The following is an 18,231-nucleotide window of genomic DNA, read 5'->3' on the forward strand; positions in this document are numbered from 1 at the left end:
GGCGAGAGCGAAAAAGCGCTTAAAGACCGGACACCACGGGCGCCAGATCGCCCGCCGGCGGCTGCCAGCTTCCCGCGTCCGCCTCCATCTGCTCCCCCGAGCGGATGTCCTTGACCGTGTCCGGCTCACCCGGGAACCACACGTACGGAATCCCCCGCCGGTCAGCGAACTGGATCTGCTTGCCGAACTTCGCCGCGGTCGGCGCCACCTCGGTGGGGATGCCGCGGCGGCGCAGCGCGGTGGCGATCCGCTCGCAGTCGGCCCGCTTGTCGTCGCTGGGCACGGCGACCACCACGCAGGTCGGCACCGAGCGGGAGACGGTCAGCGCGTTCTGCCCGAAGAGGATGCCGAGCAGCCGGGAGACACCGATCGAGATGCCGACGCCGGGGAACCGGGTGTTGCCGACCGAGGCGAGAGTCTCGTAACGGCCACCGGAGCAGACCGAGCCGAATCGCTCGTACCCGGCCAGCTGGGTCTCGTAGACGGTGCCGGTGTAGTAGTCCAGCCCACGGGCGATCTTCAACTCGGCGCGGACCAGGCCGGGCGCGTGCTCACCGGCGGTCTCGACAACCTGGAGGAGCTCGTCCAGGCCTTCGTCCAGCAGCGGATCGCTGACGCCGAGCGCGCGGACCCGGTCGACGAAGGAGCCGTCGGTGGCCGAGATCGACGCGAGCGACAGGCAGGCCGCCGCCTGGGCGTCGGTGGCGCCCGCGGTCTCGACGAGGGCCGCCGCCACCTTCTCCGGGCCGATCTTGTCGAGCTTGTCGACGACGCGCAGGATCTGCGCGGTGTCGGCGAGACCCAGACCCCGGTAGAAGCCCTCGCACACCTTGCGGTTGTTGACCTGGATGACGGCTCGCGGGATCGGCAGTGACCGGAAGGCGTCGCCGATGACCAGCGGCATCTCGGTGTCGAAGTGGAACGGCAGGGTGTCCCGGTTGACCACGTCGATGTCGGCCTGCAGGAACTCGCGGTACCGGCCCTCCTGCGGCCGCTCGCCCCGCCACACCTTCTGGATCTGGTAGCGGCGGAACGGGAACTGCAGCTTGCCGTGGTTCTCGGTGACGAACCGAGCGAACGGGACGGTCAGGTCGAAGTGCAGCCCGAGCTGATCCTCCCGTTTGGAGAGCTCGTCCTCCTGCAGGCGGCGGAGCAGGTAGATCTCCTTGGACGTCTCGCCCTTGGACAGCAGGGTGTCCACCGGCTCGACGGCGCGGGTCTCCAACGGGGCGTACCCGTACAGCTCGAAGGTCGACCGGATCTTGTCGAGCACGAACTGCTCGATCATGCGCTGCGGCGGCAGCCATTCGGGGAAGCCGGAAATAGGCACTGTCACTCCAGAAAGTCAGAAACCGCGGCCGGGCGCGGCGGTCAACTCCCGCAGGTACGGGTTGGACGCGCGCTCACGGCCGATCGTGGTGGCCGGTCCGTGGCCGGGCAGCACGACGGTGTCGTCGGCCAGCGGCAGGATCTTGTCCCGCAGGCTGTTCATCATCGTCGGGGTGCTGCCACCCGGCAGGTCGGTACGTCCGATGGACCCCGCGAAGAGCACGTCCCCGGAGAAGCAGATCTCCTCCGGGCCCTCGCCCGGCAGGCGGAACAGCACCGACCCGCCGGTATGGCCGGGCGCGTGGTCGACCGTGATCTCCAGCCCGGCGATCGACAGCGCCGCGCCGTCGGTCAGCTCCGCGACGTCGTCCGGCTCGGTGTAGGTCAGCCGTCCACCGAACAGCGTCGAGAGGTCGGCGCTGAGGCCCTTCGACGGATCGGCGAGCATCTCTCGATCCGCCGGGTGAACATAAGCGGTCACGCCCCGCGCGCCGCACACCGGCGCGACCGAGAACGTGTGGTCCAGGTGGCCGTGCGTCAGCAGCACAGCCGCTGGAAAGAGCCGGTGTTCCGCGAGCACCTCGTCGAGTTGGTCGATCACGCCGATCCCCGGGTCGATGATCAGACACTGCTCTCCCGGACCGGCGGCCACCACATAACAGTTGGTGCCGAAGGCCTCGGCCGGAAAGCCGGTCACGAGCACGGTGACGCCCTCTCGAAGATGGGTGCGAATCGTAACGAGAGTAGCCGGGCGGCCGCACACCACTTTCTCAGGAGGTACCCGTACACTCTTGCGGGCGTGTGGCGTGCCGCACCCCTTGACATGCCCAGGCCCTTGTTAAGTACAGGAAGGGACAGCGTTCGGTGGCTTCCAGCAGGGACCGGCAGCGCAAGCTCGCGCGCGAGAAGTTCGACCGGCAGTTGGCCCGCCGGGCCGAGAGGGAACGCCGTCGTCGCCGCATCTATGCGGGGGTGGGCACCGGCCTGGCCGTGTTGCTGGTCGTCGCCGGCGCGGCCTGGATCGGCGGGGCCTTCGACGGCGACGAGGCCACCGAGACGAGTGCCGCGGGCGACACGTGCCTGTGGACCCCGCTGAACACGACGAGCAACCCGGACCTCAAGGACGTGGGCACACCCCCCACCAAGGACCTTCCCGAGGACGGCACCCAGACCCTGACGGTCACCACCAACCAGGGCGCCCCGATCGTCGCCAGCGTCGACGTCGCCACATCCCCGTGTGCTGCCGCCAGCCTGTCGTACCTGGCGGGCAAGGGTTTCTACGACAACACCGACTGCCACGAGATCACCACCGACGGGGCGCTGCGCTGCGGCGACCCGAGTGGCACCGGCAACGGCGGCCCGACGTACAGCTTCTACGACGAGAACCTGCCGGCCGCCCCCGAGCCGTCGCCGAGCGCGAGCGCCGCGGCCGGCAAGCCGGTGCTCTATCCCAAGGGCACGGTCGCGCTGGTGGGCAACCCACCGGGCAGCAACGGCAGCCAGTTCCTGGTGTTCCTGAAGGACTCCACCCCGGCCCAGCCGCTGTACTCGATCGTCGGCCAGGTGACCGGCGGCCTCGAGACGCTGGACAAGATCGGCAAGATCGCCACCGTGGAGAACAGCACGGGGGACAAGGTCAAGCCCAAGGACAAGATCACCATCCAATCCCTGACCGTCGGTGCGGCCCCTGAAGCGGCCCCCTCGGCTAGCGCCCAGTCGTGAGTTGATGATGGAAGAGACAAGCAGCAGGGAGAACACCGTGTCGTCGATCAAGGACCGGCAGCGCGCGGCGGCGCGAGCCCGGCTCGAGAAGGAGATGGCCGAGCGTGCCACGGCCGCACGCAAGCGCCGTCGCACGCAAGCGATCTTCGGTTCGGCACTCGCGGTGGTCGTCATCGCCGGCGCCGCGGTCTGGATCGTCAACATGAGGCAGAGCGACGACAAGAAGCCCGCCGCGGGCGCACCGGCGGCGGGCACCGTGGCCTGCTCCTGGACGCCGGCCCAGGAGGGCACCGGCGGCAAGGTCAAGGACGTCGGCCTGCCCCCGGCCAACGTGCCGAACGTGGGCACCAGCACGCTCACCTTCGACACCAACCTGGGCCCGATCCAGGCCACCATCGATCTGAGCAAGGCGCCCTGCACCGGCGCCAGCTACAAGCACCTGGCCGAGAAGAAGTTCCTCGACAACACCAAGTGCCACCGTCTGGTCAACGAGGCGACCTTCAAGGTCCTGCAGTGCGGCGACCCGTTCGCCACCGGCAAGGGTTACCGCGAGACCGACGGCACCGGCGGCCCCAGCTACACGATGGTCGAGGAGAACCTGCCGACCGACACCGCCAAGCCGTACCCCGCGGGTTCCATCGCGATGGCCAACACCGGCCAGCCCGGCAGCACCGGCAGCCAGTTCTTCATCTGCTCGGAGGACACCCAGCTGCCGCCGAACTACACGCTGCTCGGCACCATCACCAAGGGCCTGGACCTCGTCAAGGACGTCGTCAAGGCCGGCGACGACGGCGCCTTCGCCCAGTCCGCCGGCGGCGGCCACCCCAAGAAGGAACTGACAATCAAAACCATGACCGTCGCGTAAACCGCACCGGCGAAAAGGGCGGCCCATCGGGCCGCCCTTTTGCTTCCCTCAAGAGCCGATGTTGCCGGGTCCCCCACCCACCGTGCCGCGCCGCCCCCACCGCGACCAGGCAAGGTTTTGGGCCGGTGATGGCCCACGCAGGGATCAAGCCTGACCGCCCTGCGTGGGCCATCACCGGCCCAAAACCGTCCCCCGCAAGCGAAGGAACGACGCTCACGCCCCAGACGTAACCCGGTAAGCATCGAACACGCCGTCCACCTTGCGCACCGCCGCCACCAAATGGCCCAGGTGCTTCGGGTCGGCCATCTCGAACGTGAACCGGCTGACCGCCACCCGGTCGCGGGTCGTGGTGACGGTCGCGGAGAGGATGTTCACCCGCTCCTCGGAGAGCACCCGGGTCACGTCGGCGAGCAGCTTGTGCCGGTCCAGCGCCTCCACCTGGATGGCCACCAGGAACGTGGACGCCGACGTCGGCTTCCAGCTGACCTCGACCATCCGCTCGCTCTGGTCGCGCAGGTCCTGCGCGTTGGCGCAGTCCTCCCGGTGCACGCTGACCCCGCCGGAGCGGGTGACGAACCCGAAGACCGCGTCGCCGGGCACCGGGGTGCAGCACCGGGCCAGTTTCACCCAGACGTCCGACACGCCCTTCACCACGACGCCGGGGTCCTGGGTGCTGGTGCGGTTGCGCGGCGGCCTGGTCGCGACGGCGGTCTCCGCGATGTCCTCGACCGCGCCCTCCTCGCCACCGAACCCGGCGACGAGCTTGGCGACCACCGACTGGGCGGAGACGGTGCTCTCCCCCACCGCGGCATAGAGCGACGCCACGTCGGGCAGGTGCAGGTCACGGGCGATGGTGGTGAGGTTCTCGCTGGTCAGCATCCGCTGCAGGGGCAGGCCCTGCTTGCGCATCGCCTTGACGATGGCGTCCTTGCCGACCTCGATCGCTTCCTCGCGGCGCTCCTTGTTGAAGAACTGCCGGATCTTGGTGCGGGCCCGCGGGCTCTTCACGAAGCCGAGCCAGTCCTGCGTAGGACCGGCGGTGGCCGATTTCGACGTGAAGATCTCGATCACGTCGCCGTTGGAGAGCGTCGACTCCAGCGGGACGAGTTTGCCGTTGACCCGCGCGCCGATGCACTTGTGCCCGACCTCGGTGTGCACCGCATAGGCGAAGTCGACCGGGGTGGAGCCGGTCGGCAGCGGGATGACGTCGCCTTTCGGCGTGAAGACGTAGACCTCCTGGCTGGAGAGGTCGAACCGCAGCGCGTCCAGGAACTCGGACGGGTCGCTCGCCTCACGCTGCCAGTCGAGCAGCTGCCGCAGCCAGGTCATCTCGTCGATGTGCGCCGGCGGGCCGACGATCGTCGCGCCCTTCTGCTCCTTGTACTTCCAGTGGGCGGCGATGCCGAACTCGGCGGTGCGGTGCATCGCGAAGGTGCGGATCTGCATCTCGACCGGCTTGCCGGTCGGGCCGATGACCGTCGTGTGCAACGACTGGTACATGTTGAACTTCGGCATCGCGATGTAGTCCTTGAACCGGCCCGGCACCGGCTGCCAGTTCGCGTGGATGACGCCCAGCGCGGCATAGCAGTCGCGGACCGTGTCGACCAGGATGCGGACGCCGACCAGGTCGTAGATGTCGTTGAAGTCGCGGCCCCGCACGATCATCTTCTGATAGATCGAGTACAGGTGCTTGGGCCGGCCGGTGGTCTCCGCCTTGATCTTCGCCGACTTGAGGTCGAGCGAGACCCGGTTGGTCACCTGGCGCAGCAGCGCCTCACGCTGCGGCTGGTGCTCCCCGATCAGGCGGTTGATCTCCTCGAACCGCTTCGGGAACAGGGTGCCGAAGGCCAGGTCCTCGAGCTCCCACTTGATCGTGTTCATACCGAGGCGGTGCGCCAGCGGAGCCAGGATCTCCAGCGTCTCCTTGGCCTTCTGCTCCTGCTTGGCGCGGGGCAGGAAGGTCAGGGTCCGCATGTTGTGCAGCCGGTCGGCCAGCTTGATCACCAGGACGCGCGGGTCCTTGGCCATCGCCACGACCATCTTGCGGATGGTCTCCGCCTTGGCCGCGTCGCCGAGTTTCACCCGGTCGAGTTTCGTCACGCCGTCGACCAGCAGCGCCACCTCGGCGCCGAAGTCGTTGCGCATGTTCTCCAGCGAGTAGTCGGTGTCCTCGATGGTGTCGTGCAGCAGCGCGGCCACCAGCGTGGTGGTGTCCATGCCGAGGTTGGCCAGGATCGTCGCCACGGCCAGCGGATGGGTGATGTAGGGGTCGCCGGACTTGCGGTACTGCCCGGAGTGCCAGCGGGCGGCCACGTCGAACGCCTTCTGCAGGGCGCGCGCGTCCGCCTTGGGGTGGCTGGCCCGGTGCGTGGCGATCAGCGGCTCCAGAACCTCGCTGACCTGCGTGCTCTGCCACGGAGCATTGAACCGGGCGAGCCGGGCCCGGACCCGCCGCCCGGTGGGCGCGCTGGCCAGACCGAAGGCACTCGGCTCGTCCGCCGGGGTCAACGGCTGGGTGGTCTCCGGATCGCCGACGGCCTTGTCATCAGCACGGACCTGGTCATCGGGGGCGGGACCCCCCGCGCCGTTCCGCGAGTCCTGGGTCGGTTGCACCGTGCCCTCCGCCTGAGGGGCGACGTCGCTGGACACCGGCCTCCTCACACCTTCGCCAGTCGATCCTGAGCCAGGGTTGGTCACCTTGGAACGCCCATCCTACCCGCACCGCCCTACCGAGTGACCCGGCCGAACCTACGATTAAGCAGGCCCGGCCGGGCGAAGAACATCGAAGACGGATCAAACGGTCAGCAGCGCGTGCACACCGCGCGGCTCGAGTCGCTTGCGCCCGTCGAGAAAACCCAGCTCCATCAGCACGGTGAAGCCGGCGACCGTGCCGCCGGCCTGTTCGACCAGGTCCATCGTCGCCGCCGCCGTGCCGCCGGTGGCCAGCACGTCGTCGAGCACCAGCACCCGCTGCCCGGCCACGAACGCGTCCTCGCTCACCTCGAGGGTGGCCTCGCCGTACTCCAGCGCGTACGTCGCGGAGAAGGCGGGACGCGGCAGCTTGCCGGCCTTGCGGACCGGGACCACCCCGACGCCGGTGGCGTACGCCACGGCGGCCGCCACCACGAAGCCGCGGGCCTCCACCCCGGCCACCACGTCGAACGAGCCGGCCCCGTGGTGGGCGACGATGCCGTCGATCACCTTGCGGAACGTGGGCCCGTCACCGAAGAGCGGCATCAGGTCCTTGAAGAGGATGCCCGGCTTCGGGAAGTCCGGCACGTCGACGGTGCCGCTCGCGACCAGGGCCGCGAGCTCCGGCCCGCTGTCCCCGGCCGCTGGAGGGTTCTCGTTGGTCACGGCGGACAGCCTAGTCAAGTGGAAACGGCCCGCCACCCGAAGGTGGCGGGCCGTTACACGGGCCAGGGCTCAGCGCCGCTTGCCGCCGCCGCTGGGCCGGTTGCCGGCTCCGCCGCCACGGTTCGTGGTGTTGCGCTTGGCCACCGGCCGGGCGCCCGGCCGGGGCGCGTTGCCGGCCGCGGCGTTGCCGGCGCTGCCTGCGCTACCGGCCAGCACCGGGGCGTCGGACTCGGTGACGTTGGCCGTCCGGGTCCGCTCGCCCTTCGGCGCCACGTCGCTGGAGCGCTGCGCGCGCCGGGCGAGCACCCGGGCGGTGTGCGCCTTGATCTTGGGCTCCTGGTCCTTGAGCGAGCTCAGCACGGGGGCGGCGAACACGATCGAGGAGACCACGCCGAAGCCCATGCCGACGAACAGCACCAGGCCGAGGTCCTTCAGCGTGCCCGCGCCGAGCAGGCCGGCGCCGATGAAGAGCAGGCCGCCGACCGGCAGCAGCGCCACCAGGCCGGTGTTCAGCGACCGCATCAGCGTCTGGTTGACCGCCAGGTTGGTCGCCTCGGCGTAGGTCCGCGTGCTGCCGCCGGTGATGCCGCGGGTGTTCTCCTGCACCTTGTCGAAGACCACGACCACGTCGTACAGCGAATAACCGAGGATCGTCAGGAAGCCGATGACCGTGGACGGCGTCACCTCGAACCCGACGATCGAGTAGACACCGGCGGTCAGCGTCAGGTCGAGCAGCAGCGAGGCGAGGGCCGCGATGGCCATCCGCCACTCGAACCGCACGATCAGGTACGCCACCACCAGCACCAGGAAGATCACCAGACCGAGTACGGCCTTCTCGGTGACCGCGCCGCCCCAGGCCGCGGAGACCTGGTTGTCGCTCACGTCGTCGGCGTTGACACCGAGGTCCTCGACCAGGGCGGCCTTCGCCTCCTCCGCCTCCGGCGGGCTGAGCGCCGAGGCGCGGACCGTGTAGCTGGCGTCAGCACCGTTGCCGACCTGCTGGGCCGCGCCGATCTCGGCGGCCGGGTCGACCGACTGGACCGCCCGCTCCACCGCCTCCTGAGCCTCGGTCTGCGTCAGCTCACCCTGCGCGGTGCTGACCGGCACGGTGAACGACGTGCCGCCGGAGAACTCGATGCCGAGCTGGAACTTGTTGATCAGGATGCTGCCGAGCGAGATGACCACCAGCGCGGCGGCGATGGCGAACCACAGCTTGCGGCGGCCCACGATGTTGAGGTTCGCCTCACCCTGGTACAGGCGGGTGGCGAGTCCGGGACGGGCCATGTCAGGCCTCCTTCACGCGCGAGGAGGTGGTCTCCTCGGACTGGGTGCGCAGGACGCGGCCCAGGCCGCTGACCCGCGGCGACATGAACGCCTTGGTGCTGGCGAGCATCGTCATGATCGGGTGACGGAAGAGGAAGACCACGAGAAGGTCGAGGACCACCGACAGGCCCATCGCGAACGCGAAGCCCTGCACCGCGCCGATCGAGACGATGTAGAGCACCGCCGCACACAGGATGGTGATCATGTTGGCCGAGATGATCGTCCGGCGGGCCCGGAGCCAGGCCCGGGGCACCGCGCTGCGTGGCGACCGGCCCTCATGGATCTCGTCCTTCAATCTCTCGAAGTAGATGACGAACGAGTCCGCCGCGACACCCAGCGACACGATGAAACCGGCGATCCCGGCCAGGGTCAGGGTGAAGCCCATCGTCCGGCCGAGGAACACCAGCGCGCCGAAGGTGAGCAGCGCGGACAGGCCCAGGCTCAGGAAGATGACCGAGCCCAGCAGCCGGTAGTAGAAGAACGCGTACACCGCCACCAGGCCCAGGCCGATCGCGGCGGCGAGCAGACCCGCCTCGAGCTGCTGCAGGCCCAGCGTCGCGGAGACAGTCTGCATCGGGCCGGCCTCGAAGTTGACCGGGATGGCGCCGAAGTTCAGCTGGTCGGCGAGCTGCTTCGCGGTCACCGGCGTGAAGTCACCGGTGATCTGGGACTGACCGCTCAGCACGCCCTGGATCTGCGGCGCGGAGAGGATCTCCTTGTCCAGCACCACCGCGACGGCGCAGTGCTCGGCCTGGCCGTAGAGCGAGCTGACCGCGACGAAGCACGGGTCGCTCTGGGTGGCGTTGAACGCCTTACGGGTCAGCTCGGTCCACTTGCGCTGGCCCTCGCTCTTGAAGTCCAGCGAGACCACGGACTGGCTGGTGGTCTGGTCGATCTGCGGGCTGGCGCTGGCGATGTCGTCGCCGACCACCTCGGCCTTGTCCATCAGGACCTTGGCGGTGTCCTCGTAACAGGAGACCACCTGCGAGTTCGGGTCGTCGATCGAGCCGTTCGGCCGCGCGTTCAGCTGCGCACAGCTGATCGTCGGGACGTTGAACTGCATCTGCGGGCTCAGCACCGCGACCTCGGGGCCGGTCAGCGTGGCGAACGCCTTGAACGGCTGGCCGGCCTTCGGGTCGGCGGAGAGGTCCACCGGCGCGGTCAGCTTCTCGGCCGCGGCCCAGGCCTGCGGGCCCACCTTCTTGCGGACCTCGGCGAGCAGCGCCTTCTGGTCCGCGGTCTGCGGAGCCGGCGCGGCCGACCCGGACGGAGCCGGCACCGGCGCGGCGGCGGACGGCGCGGGAGCACCGGCGGAGGCGGACGGCGCGGGCGCGCCACCACCCTGGCCGCCGGCCGACGGGCCCGGGTTGGCCTCGGGCGCGGCGCCGGAGGCTGCCGGAGCGGCGCCACTGGCAGCCGGCGCGGGCGCGCCGCTGCCGCTCGGCGCGGCGGACGGCGACGGCGGGTTGAGCGCCACCGAGGCCACGTCGCCGGTCACGCCGGTCAGCAGGCGGAACCGCATGTTCGCGGCCTGAGAGAGATCCTTGAGCTGGTCGTCGGCCTCACCGGCGAGCGAGACGACGATGGTGTTGTTGCCCTGGATCACCACCTCGGCCTCGGAGACACCGAGCGCGTTCACGCGGCTCTCGATGATCTCCTTCGCGGTCTCCATCGCCTCCTGGGTGGGCGGGGCGCCCAGCTGCGAGGCGATGTACGTGGCCTGCGTGCCGCCGACCAGGTCCAGGCCCAGTTTCGGCTCCAGCCGGTCGGTGAGGCTGCCCTTGGCGTTACCGGCGAAGAAGACGAGCAGATACAGGACGACGAAGACCAGACCGAGCACGGCGAGTTGCCGTCCAGGATGCATCTGTCCCTGAGGTGGTCGTGCCACGGCGTTGGGTCTCCCTGCGCTACGGCCGCGTGGGGCGCGGCGTGATCAATCAATGACGCGCCGTCGTGGTGTGACGGCGGCCTGACGGACCGACCCGCTTAGTGGCGCCGCGGGCCGGTCCGGGGGCGTTCTTCGTTCAGTCCTGCTTGCGGGGCTCCACGACCGGGCTCTCTGGCTCGTCCGCGGTGGTTTCGACGACGTCCGGCTCCGGGATGACGTCACCGGCCTTGCTCACCACACGGGCGATCGCCGGGCGGGCGAACCGCACCTCGACGCCGGGCGCGACCTCGAGGGTCACCACCTCGGTGTCGGCGGCCACGACCGTGCCGTGCAGGCCGCCGATCGTGACGATCTCGTCGCCCGGGCCGAGCGAGTTCTGCATCGCGATGGCCTCTTTGCGCCGCTTCTGCTGCGGGCGGATCATGACGAAGTACATGAACCCGAAGAGGAGGGCGAGGATCAGCAAGAACGAGAAATTCCCGCCGCTCGCTTGCTCAGCTGCGTGGAGCACGAAGAAAGCCTTCCGTAAGCCGTCGGCGCGACGGGTGGGTGGGCGCCGGGGCGATATGCCGATTCCGGTTGGAACGGCGGCGAGTCTAATAGGTCAACCTTGGGATAACGAATGCGGCACACGTCACGTTCGCATCACGAGCAACAATCAGGTGTCCCGGGCGAACAGGTCACCCTGAAAAACACCCGGCCGCCCGTCCGACGGCGGCGTCTTTCCGAGGTGCGCCCAGCCGGCCTCGGTCGCCACCCGGCCGCGCGGCGTGCGCGCCAGCAGCCCGGCCCGCACCAGGAACGGCTCACACACCTCCTCGACGGTGTCGGACTGCTCCCCCACCGCCACGGCCAGCGTGGAGAGCCCCACCGGCCCGCCCTTGAACGACTCGATCAGCGCGCGCAGCACCGCCCGGTCCAGCCGGTCCAGCCCGAGCGCGTCGACGTCGTAGACCTGCAGCGCCGCCTTCGCCACCTCCTCGGTGACCACGCCGTCCGCGCGGACCTCGGCGAAGTCACGCACCCGGCGCAGCAGCCGGTTGGCGATCCGCGGGGTCCCCCGGGACCGGCCGGCGATCTCGGCCGCGCCCGCCGCCGTGATCGGCACGCCGAGGATCCGCGCCGACCGGTGCAGCAGCGCGTCCAGGTCGGCCGGCGAGTAGAAGTCCAGGTGCGCGACGAACCCGAACCGGTCGCGCATCGGCCCGGACAGCAGACCGGCCCGGGTGGTCGCGCCGACCAGTGTGAACGGCTCCACGTCCAGCGGGATCGCGGTGGCACCCGGCCCCTTGCCGACCACCACGTCGACCCGGAAGTCCTCCATCGCGCTGTACAGCAATTCCTCAGCCGGTTTCGCGATGCGGTGGATCTCATCGATGAACAGCACATCGCCCGGCGCCAGCCCGGTCAGGATCGCGGCCAGATCACCGGAGCGCTCGATCACCGGACCGCTGGTGGTCCGGATCCCGCTGCCCAGCTCCGCCGCCACGATGTTCGCCAGCGTGGTCTTACCCAAGCCAGGCGGGCCCGAGAGCAGGATGTGGTCGGGCGGCGTGCCGCGGCCCATCGCGCCCTTGAGGAGCAGCTCGAGCTGGTCGCGGACGCGGTGCTGGGCGATGAAGTCGGCCAGCCGCCGGGGGCGGACGCTGGCCTCGGCGTCGAGGTCCTCGTCCTCCGCGAACGGGGAGACGATCTCCTCGCTCATCGGGTCTTGCCCAGCAGCCGGATCGCCTGGCGCAGCAGCAGCGGCACCGGCGGCGTCTCGCCGTCGATGGTCTCGGCGACCGCGGCAACCGCCTGATCGGCCTGCGCGGCGCTCCAGCCGAGCGCGAGCACGCCCTGCCGGACCTGGTCCTGCCACGCGCCGGCGAGCAGGCCGGCCGAGCCGCTGCTGTTGACGGCCATCGGGCCGATCTTGCCCTTCAGCTCCACGACGAGTTTCTCGGCGCCGCGTTTGCCGATGCCCGGGACCTGGGTCAGGGCGGCCAGGTCTCCGCCGGCGATCGCTCGTCGTACCGCCTCGGGGTTGTGCACCGCGAGGACCGCCTGGGCGATCCGGGGCCCGACGCCGTTGGCCGTCAGGAGCAGGTCGAAGAGCTGTCGTTCGTCGTCGTCGGCGAAGCCGTAGAGGGTGAGCGAGTCCTCCCGGACGATGAGGCTGGTGGCGAGGCTGGCCTCGGCGCCGGTGCGCAGCGAGGCGAGCGTGTTCGGCGTGCACATGACGCGCATGCCGACGCCGCCGCCGACCTCGACCACGGCGCTGTCCGGGAAGATCGCGGTGACCGCACCGCGCACGTGCGAGATCATCGGCTGCTCCTGCGTGCGGCCGCGAGAGCCGCGGCTTGGATCTTGGCGCGGGTGCCTCCCCGCCAGATGTGGCAGATGGCGAGGGCGAGGGCGTCGGCCGCGTCCGCCGGGCGGGGCGGGGCGTCCAGGCTCAGCAGGCGGGTGACCATGGCGGTGACCTGTGCTTTCCCGGCCGTGCCGGAGCCGGTCACGGCGGCCTTGACCTCGCTCGGGGTGTAGGTCTGCACCGGCAGCCCGGCCCGCGCGCCGGCCAGCACGGCGACCGCGCTGGCCTGGGCGGTGCCCATCACGGTCCGGGTGTTGTGCTGGGCGAACACCCGTTCCACGGCGACGCTCTCCGGCTTGTGCTCGGCGACCAGGTCGGTCAGCGAGCGGTCCAGGTGCAGCAGTCGCAGCGCGATGTCGTCGTCCGGCTCGGTGTAGACCACGTAGTACGCGATCAGCTTGCCCGGCCGCCCCGGCACCCCTTCGACGACGCCGACGCCGCACCGCGTCAACCCCGGGTCGATGCCGAGCACCCGCACCACGGACCTCCCCCTCGCGTACGTGTGTTCGACACCCTAGTACGGCCTCCACTTGCGCCCGCCGCCGACACGCCTCGACGATGGATCCGGGAGGTAGTCATGCACCTCGTGCCGCCGATGGACGACGAGCCGCCACCGGACTTCGTCGCCTTCGTCGCCACCCACGCCGGTAACCTGCGCGCCGAGGTCGCCCGGCTGGTCGGTGGCGCCGGGGCGTCCGACGCGCTCTATCTTGACGTGCTCACCGACCTGGCCGGGCACTGGCGCCGGGTGCACTGGTGGGGCCGGCTGACCGGCGCCGACGCGGCCGGGATCTATCTGCGGCGGCGCCTGACTGCGCGCACCGCGCAGTGGCGTGAGGACCAGGTCTACGAGGTCGAGGTGCGCGTGCTGCGGCCGCTCGATCAGGTGGTGGTCCAACCGGTCATGACGGCCGGCAGCCTGGCGTTGCGCAAGGCCGCGGTTCTTCCGGGTACGACCAGAGCGGCCCTGGACGCACTGGCCGACGCGGAGATCGCCTGGGTGCACGCCTGGCGCCGGAGCCAGTGGCGCGCGGTGGCGCGCGTGGTCGGCGGCAGCGTGCTCCTGGTCGGCGGTCTGATCCAGTACTTCTCCTGGCTCGGCACCGCCGGGGCGTAAAGCGATCTCGGCGAGCCCCGTCCGTTTCACGGATCGGAACTCGCCGAGTTCACACGCATCGGCCGCAGCCAATGCGGAATGGTCACGCGTCGATAGCGGCCATGACCTCGTCGGGGATGTCGAAGTTCGCGTAGATGTTCTGCACGTCGTCGCAGTCCTCGAGCACGTCGACCAGCTTGAAGACCTTGCGGGCGGCCTCCTCGTCGAGCGGCACGGTCATCGTCGGCACCAGCGACGACTCCGCCGAGTCGTAGTCGATCCCGGCACCCTGCAGCGCCGTGCGCACCGCGACCAGGTCGGTCGGCTCGCTGACCACCTCGAAGCTGTCGCCCAGGTCGTTGATCTCCTCGGCGCCGGCGTCGAGCACCGCGAGCATCACGTCGTCCTCGCTCAGCTCACCCTTGGGGACGATCACCACGCCCTTGCGGTTGAACAGGTACGACACGCTGCCGGCGTCCGCGAAGGTGCCGCCGTTGCGGGTCAGCCGGGTGCGGACCTCGGTCGCCGCCCGGTTCCGGTTGTCGGTGAGGCACTCGATCAGGATGGCGACGCCGTTCGGGCCGTACCCCTCGTACATGATCGTCTGCCAGTCGGCGCCGCCAGCCTCGAGGCCCGAGCCGCGCTTGACCGCGCGGTCGATGTTGTCGTTCGGGACCGAGGACTTCTTCGCCTTCTGGATGGCGTCGTAGAGCGTGGGGTTACCCGAAGGGTCACCACCGCCGGTCCGTGCCGCGACCTCGATGTTCTTGATGAGCTTGGCGAACATCTTGCCGCGCTTGGCGTCGATGACGGCCTTCTTGTGCTTGGTCGTCGCCCACTTGGAGTGGCCGGACATGCGTAACCTCCGTGTCTACCTACCGTACGGTTGCGGCCTGGCGGACCATCTCGACGAAGTACCGGTGGACGCGAAGGTCGCCGGTGAGCTCCGGGTGGAAAGCCGTGGCGAGCAGGTTCCCCTGCCGGACGGCCACAATCCTACCGGCGGCGGGCCCGCCCTTGACGCGCCCCAACACCCGCACGTCTTCGCCGACCTCCTCGACCCAGGGCGCGCGGATGAAGATCGCATGAAAGTCATCGCCGTCGACGTCGTCGATCGCGACGGCGGCCTCGAACGAGTCGACCTGCCGGCCGAACGCGTTGCGCCGCACCGTCATGTCGATGCCCTGGAACGACTGCTGGTCCGGCCGGCCGTCCAGCACGGTCCGGGCCAGCATGATCATGCCCGCGCAGGAGCCGTAGACCGGCATGCCCGCGGCGATGCGCTGCCGGACCGGCTCGAGCAGGCCGAACGAGATCGCCAGGTTGCTGATCGCGGTCGACTCGCCGCCGGGGATCACCAGGGCGTCGACGTCGGCGAGTTCCTCGGGCCGGCGGACCGGGCGGGCCAGCACGTCCGACTCGGCCAGCGCGGACAGGTGTTCACGCACGTCGCCCTGCAGGGCCAGCACTCCGATGTTCACGCCCCAACTCTAGGCACCCGCACCAGGTCCCGGCGCTGCTGGGCCGGCGGGCCGGCGGAGGCCGCCCGGGGGCCGATGAAGGCCACCGGCAGGTCGATTGGCTATCGGTGGGCACCGCGCGGCTTCGTAGGATCCGGTTTACCGAAACCCTGCATGAGGAGCCGAAACGCCATGTCTGAGACCCAGCCCGCCATCGGTACCGCCCGCGTCAAGCGCGGCATGGCGGAGATGCTCAAGGGCGGCGTGATCATGGACGTGGTCACCCCGGAACAGGCCAAGATCGCCGAGGACGCGGGCGCCGTCGCCGTCATGGCGCTGGAGCGGGTGCCGGCCGACATCCGGGCGCAGGGCGGTGTCTCCCGGATGTCCGACCCGGACATGATCGAGAGCATCATCGGCACGGTGTCGATCCCGGTCATGGCCAAGGCCCGGATCGGCCACTTCGTCGAGGCCCAGGTGCTCCAGGCGCTCGGCGTGGACTACGTGGACGAGTCCGAGGTGCTGACCCCGGCCGACTACGCGAACCACATCGACAAGTGGCAGTTCACCGTCCCCTTCGTGTGCGGCGCCACCAACCTCGGTGAGGCCCTGCGCCGGATCACCGAGGGCGCGGCCATGATCCGCTCGAAGGGCGAGGCCGGCACCGGCGACGTCTCGAACGCCACCACGCACATGCGCCGGATCCGCGCCGAGATCCGCCGGCTGCAGACGCTGCCGGAGGACGAGCTCTACGTCGCCGCCAAGGAGCTGCAGGCGCCGTACGAGCTGGTCAAGGAGATCGCGGAAGCCGGCAAGCTGCCGGTGGTGCTGTTCACCGCCGGCGGCATCGCCACCCCGGCCGACGCCGCCATGATGATGCAGCTCGGCGCCGAGGGCGTGTTCGTCGGCTCCGGCATCTTCAAGTCGGGCAACCCGGCCCAGCGCGCCGCCGCCATCGTCAAGGCCACCACCTTCCACGATGACCCGGACGTGATCGCCAAGGTGTCCCGCGGTCTCGGCGAGGCCATGGTCGGCATCAACGTCGAGGACGAGCCGGTCCCGCACCGCCTCAGCGAGCGCGGCTGGTGACCTGATCTAAACGGGCGCGGCGGGGACCGGGCCCTCCTGCGGCCGGGCCGGGGTGGGCAGCACCACCGGGGGCAGGTCGGGCAGCACCGGCTCGACGATGTCGAAGTACTCCGGGCGCGGGTGCCGCCGGGTCAGGCCGAGCACCCGGACCAGCACCCGGTGGCGGGCGCTCAGCGCGTCACGGACCAGGTCGGTGTGCACCTGCCGGGCCAGCACCACCCGGCGGCTGCTGGCGATCAGGGTGCGCGCCGCCGGATCGGCCGGGTCCAGCCGGACGGTCCGCAGCTGGCGGGTGAGGTCGTTCTCGGCCGACTCGCGGTCGCCCGGCTCGGCGTCGAGCGCCAGCCGGGCGGCGGCGTACAGCTCCACCGACTCGCCCTGCTCGGCGACCACCGCGGCGGCCGCGGCCCGGCGCATCAGATGCGCGTCGAGGGCACGCTCGGCGTACTGCGCCCGGACGTGCAGCCGTTCGACGCGCTGAGCGGTCCAGCCGAGGTACGCCGAGAAGATCGCGGCCAGCACGACGACTCCCACCACCCACCACATGCGGGGCATCGTAGTGCCGGATCGTGTCCGGCTGTCACATGCCCTTGCCGTGGTCGGCCTGAACGTCGTCGAAAACACGTCCGTCGGTGGCCTCGATCGCGGTGGCGTACACCTCGAGTACCCGGTTGGCCACGCTCGGCCAGTCGAACGCGGCGACCGCCGTCCGGGCGCAGGACGACAGCTCAGCCCTCCGGCGCGGGTCGTCGAGCAGATCACCGAGCAGGGTGGTGAGCGCGGCCGCGTCGCCGTTCGGGAAGAGCGCGCCGGCCCGGCCGCCGTCCAGCACCCGCCGGAACGCGTCCAGGTCGCTCGCGGCGATCGCGGCCCCGGCGGCCATCGCCTCCGTGAGGATCATGCCGAAGCTCTCGCCGCCGGTGTTCGGCGCCACGTAGACGTCCACGCTGCGCAGCATCCGGGCCTTGTCGGCCTCCGAGACCAGGCCCAGGAACTCCACCCGGTCGTGCAGGTCGGCGGGGATGTCGGAGTACAGCTCGTCGCGGTCGCCGGGGCCGGCCACCAGCAGGCGCAGCCCGGGACGTTGCCGGGCCAGCGACACGTAGGCCGTACGCAGCAGGGGGAAGCCTTTGCGCGGCTCGGTGAAACGGCCCAGGAAGCCCAGCGCCCCACCCTGGCCGGGCCATCCGGGCATCGGCTCGGCCGAGGCGAACTTCGCCACCGCGACCCCGTTGGGGATCTCCACCGCGCCGCCACCGAGGTGTTCGACCTGCACCTTGCGGGCCAGTTCGCTGACCGCGATCCGGGCGGTGATCTTCTCCACCACCGGCTGCACGAAGGTCTGCGCCGCGGACAGCGCCCGGGACCTGATGATCGCGGTGTGGAAGGTGGCGACGACCGGGCCGCGCGAGGAGACCACGGCCAGGAACGACAGGCTCGGCGAGATCGGCTCGTGCACGTGCAGCACGTCGAACCGCCCCTTGGCCAACCAGCGCCGGACCCGGGCGGTGGAGACCGGGCCGAACGCGATCCGGGCGACCGACCCGTTGTACGGCAGGGGCACGGCACGGCCCGCCGACACCACGTAGGGCGGCAGCTCGCCGTCGTCGTCGGCGGGTGCCAGCACACTGACCTCGTGACCGAGGCCGATCAGCGCCTCGGCGAGGTCCATGATGTGGTTCTGCACGCCGCCCGGGACGTCGAACGAGTAGGGCGAGACGATCCCGATCCGCATGGCAGGTCCTCCCG

General features: G+C 70.4%; 18 protein-coding genes. 4 read left to right on the forward strand and 14 right to left on the reverse strand.

Translation table 11 applies throughout. The features are described 5' to 3' along the window. Positions 1 to 19 precede the first annotated feature (19 nt). Positions 20 to 1,330: a histidine--tRNA ligase gene (hisS, locus tag AC0NH5_RS15420; protein WP_474404435.1), complete on the reverse strand. Its 1,311-nt coding sequence runs from the start codon at positions 1,328 to 1,330 to the stop codon at positions 20 to 22. Between the two features lie 15 nt (positions 1,331 to 1,345). Further along, on the reverse strand, positions 1,346 to 2,032 hold the full coding sequence (locus tag AC0NH5_RS15425; protein WP_474404080.1) for an MBL fold metallo-hydrolase: 687 nt from the start codon (positions 2,030 to 2,032) through the stop codon (positions 1,346 to 1,348). 161 nt (positions 2,033 to 2,193) lie between these two features. Here AC0NH5_RS15425 and AC0NH5_RS15430 point away from each other — a divergent pair, with 161 nt between their 5' ends. Both AC0NH5_RS15430 and AC0NH5_RS15435 read left to right on the forward strand, forming a co-directional pair. Beyond that, positions 2,194 to 3,051, forward strand: a complete 858-nt coding sequence (locus tag AC0NH5_RS15430) for a peptidylprolyl isomerase (protein WP_474404082.1) — start codon at positions 2,194 to 2,196, stop codon at positions 3,049 to 3,051. 37 nt (positions 3,052 to 3,088) lie between these two features. Beyond that, the gene (locus AC0NH5_RS15435) at positions 3,089 to 3,916 is read left to right on the forward strand and encodes a peptidylprolyl isomerase (protein WP_474404084.1); all 828 of its coding nucleotides are present in this window, start codon (positions 3,089 to 3,091) and stop codon (positions 3,914 to 3,916) included. Between the two features lie 213 nt (positions 3,917 to 4,129). Here AC0NH5_RS15435 and AC0NH5_RS15440 read toward each other — a convergent pair whose 3' ends face one another. From AC0NH5_RS15440 to ruvC, 8 genes are all read right to left on the reverse strand, one after another. Further along, complete coding sequence (locus AC0NH5_RS15440; RefSeq protein WP_474404086.1) at positions 4,130 to 6,565, reverse strand: RelA/SpoT family protein; 2,436 nt, start codon at positions 6,563 to 6,565, stop codon at positions 4,130 to 4,132. Between the two features lie 144 nt (positions 6,566 to 6,709). After that, entirely contained in the window at positions 6,710 to 7,273 is a 564-nt protein-coding gene (locus AC0NH5_RS15445) for an adenine phosphoribosyltransferase (protein WP_474404088.1), read from the reverse strand. Positions 7,274 to 7,342: 69 nt separating this feature from the next. Then, entirely contained in the window at positions 7,343 to 8,557 is a 1,215-nt protein-coding gene (gene secF / locus AC0NH5_RS15450; protein ID WP_474404090.1) for a protein translocase subunit SecF, read from the reverse strand. Between the two features lies 1 nt (position 8,558). Then, positions 8,559 to 10,460: a protein translocase subunit SecD gene (gene secD, locus AC0NH5_RS15455; RefSeq protein WP_474404437.1), complete on the reverse strand. Its 1,902-nt coding sequence runs from the start codon at positions 10,458 to 10,460 to the stop codon at positions 8,559 to 8,561. 160 nt (positions 10,461 to 10,620) lie between these two features. Beyond that, positions 10,621 to 10,995, reverse strand: coding sequence for a preprotein translocase subunit YajC (gene yajC / locus AC0NH5_RS15460; protein ID WP_474404092.1), 375 nt, complete (start codon positions 10,993 to 10,995; stop codon positions 10,621 to 10,623). 147 nt (positions 10,996 to 11,142) lie between these two features. Next, positions 11,143 to 12,189 carry a Holliday junction branch migration DNA helicase RuvB gene (gene ruvB / locus AC0NH5_RS15465; RefSeq protein WP_474404094.1) on the reverse strand — a complete coding sequence of 349 codons (1,047 nt, stop codon included), beginning with the start codon at positions 12,187 to 12,189 and terminating at the stop codon, positions 11,143 to 11,145. After that, positions 12,186 to 12,791, reverse strand: coding sequence for a Holliday junction branch migration protein RuvA (ruvA, locus tag AC0NH5_RS15470; protein ID WP_474404095.1), 606 nt, complete (start codon positions 12,789 to 12,791; stop codon positions 12,186 to 12,188). Before ruvA ends, ruvB begins: the two co-directional genes overlap by 4 nt. After that, positions 12,788 to 13,315 carry a crossover junction endodeoxyribonuclease RuvC gene (gene ruvC, locus AC0NH5_RS15475; protein ID WP_474404438.1) on the reverse strand — a complete coding sequence of 176 codons (528 nt, stop codon included), beginning with the start codon at positions 13,313 to 13,315 and terminating at the stop codon, positions 12,788 to 12,790. Before ruvC ends, ruvA begins: the two co-directional genes overlap by 4 nt. A 99-nt stretch (positions 13,316 to 13,414) precedes the next feature. On the opposite strand from ruvC, the gene AC0NH5_RS15480 reads away from it, so the two are divergent. Continuing rightward, positions 13,415 to 13,954, forward strand: coding sequence for a hypothetical protein (locus tag AC0NH5_RS15480; RefSeq protein ID WP_474404097.1), 540 nt, complete (start codon positions 13,415 to 13,417; stop codon positions 13,952 to 13,954). Positions 13,955 to 14,036: 82 nt separating this feature from the next. Here the strand turns inward: AC0NH5_RS15480 and AC0NH5_RS15485 are convergent, their stop codons facing one another. Together AC0NH5_RS15485 and pdxT are read right to left on the reverse strand one after the other, a co-directional pair. Continuing rightward, positions 14,037 to 14,789, reverse strand: coding sequence for a YebC/PmpR family DNA-binding transcriptional regulator (locus AC0NH5_RS15485; RefSeq protein ID WP_474404099.1), 753 nt, complete (start codon positions 14,787 to 14,789; stop codon positions 14,037 to 14,039). A 19-nt stretch (positions 14,790 to 14,808) separates the two neighbouring features. Continuing rightward, positions 14,809 to 15,414 (reverse strand): pyridoxal 5'-phosphate synthase glutaminase subunit PdxT, encoded by a 606-nt coding sequence (gene pdxT / locus AC0NH5_RS15490; RefSeq protein ID WP_474404102.1) that lies wholly within the window; start codon positions 15,412 to 15,414, stop codon positions 14,809 to 14,811. Positions 15,415 to 15,585: 171 nt separating this feature from the next. Between pdxT and pdxS the strand changes: the two genes are divergently transcribed. Further along, complete coding sequence (pdxS, locus tag AC0NH5_RS15495) at positions 15,586 to 16,482, forward strand: pyridoxal 5'-phosphate synthase lyase subunit PdxS (protein ID WP_474404103.1); 897 nt, start codon at positions 15,586 to 15,588, stop codon at positions 16,480 to 16,482. A 6-nt stretch (positions 16,483 to 16,488) separates the two neighbouring features. Here pdxS and AC0NH5_RS15500 read toward each other — a convergent pair whose 3' ends face one another. After that, a complete protein-coding gene (locus AC0NH5_RS15500; RefSeq protein ID WP_474404105.1) occupies positions 16,489 to 17,037 on the reverse strand; it encodes a hypothetical protein in 549 nt (182 codons plus the stop codon). 25 nt (positions 17,038 to 17,062) lie between these two features. Further along, positions 17,063 to 18,217 (reverse strand): glycosyltransferase family 4 protein, encoded by a 1,155-nt coding sequence (locus AC0NH5_RS15505; RefSeq protein WP_474404107.1) that lies wholly within the window; start codon positions 18,215 to 18,217, stop codon positions 17,063 to 17,065. Positions 18,218 to 18,231 lie beyond the last annotated feature (14 nt).

It is taken from the genome of Actinoplanes sp. 13 (genome assembly GCF_056134165.1).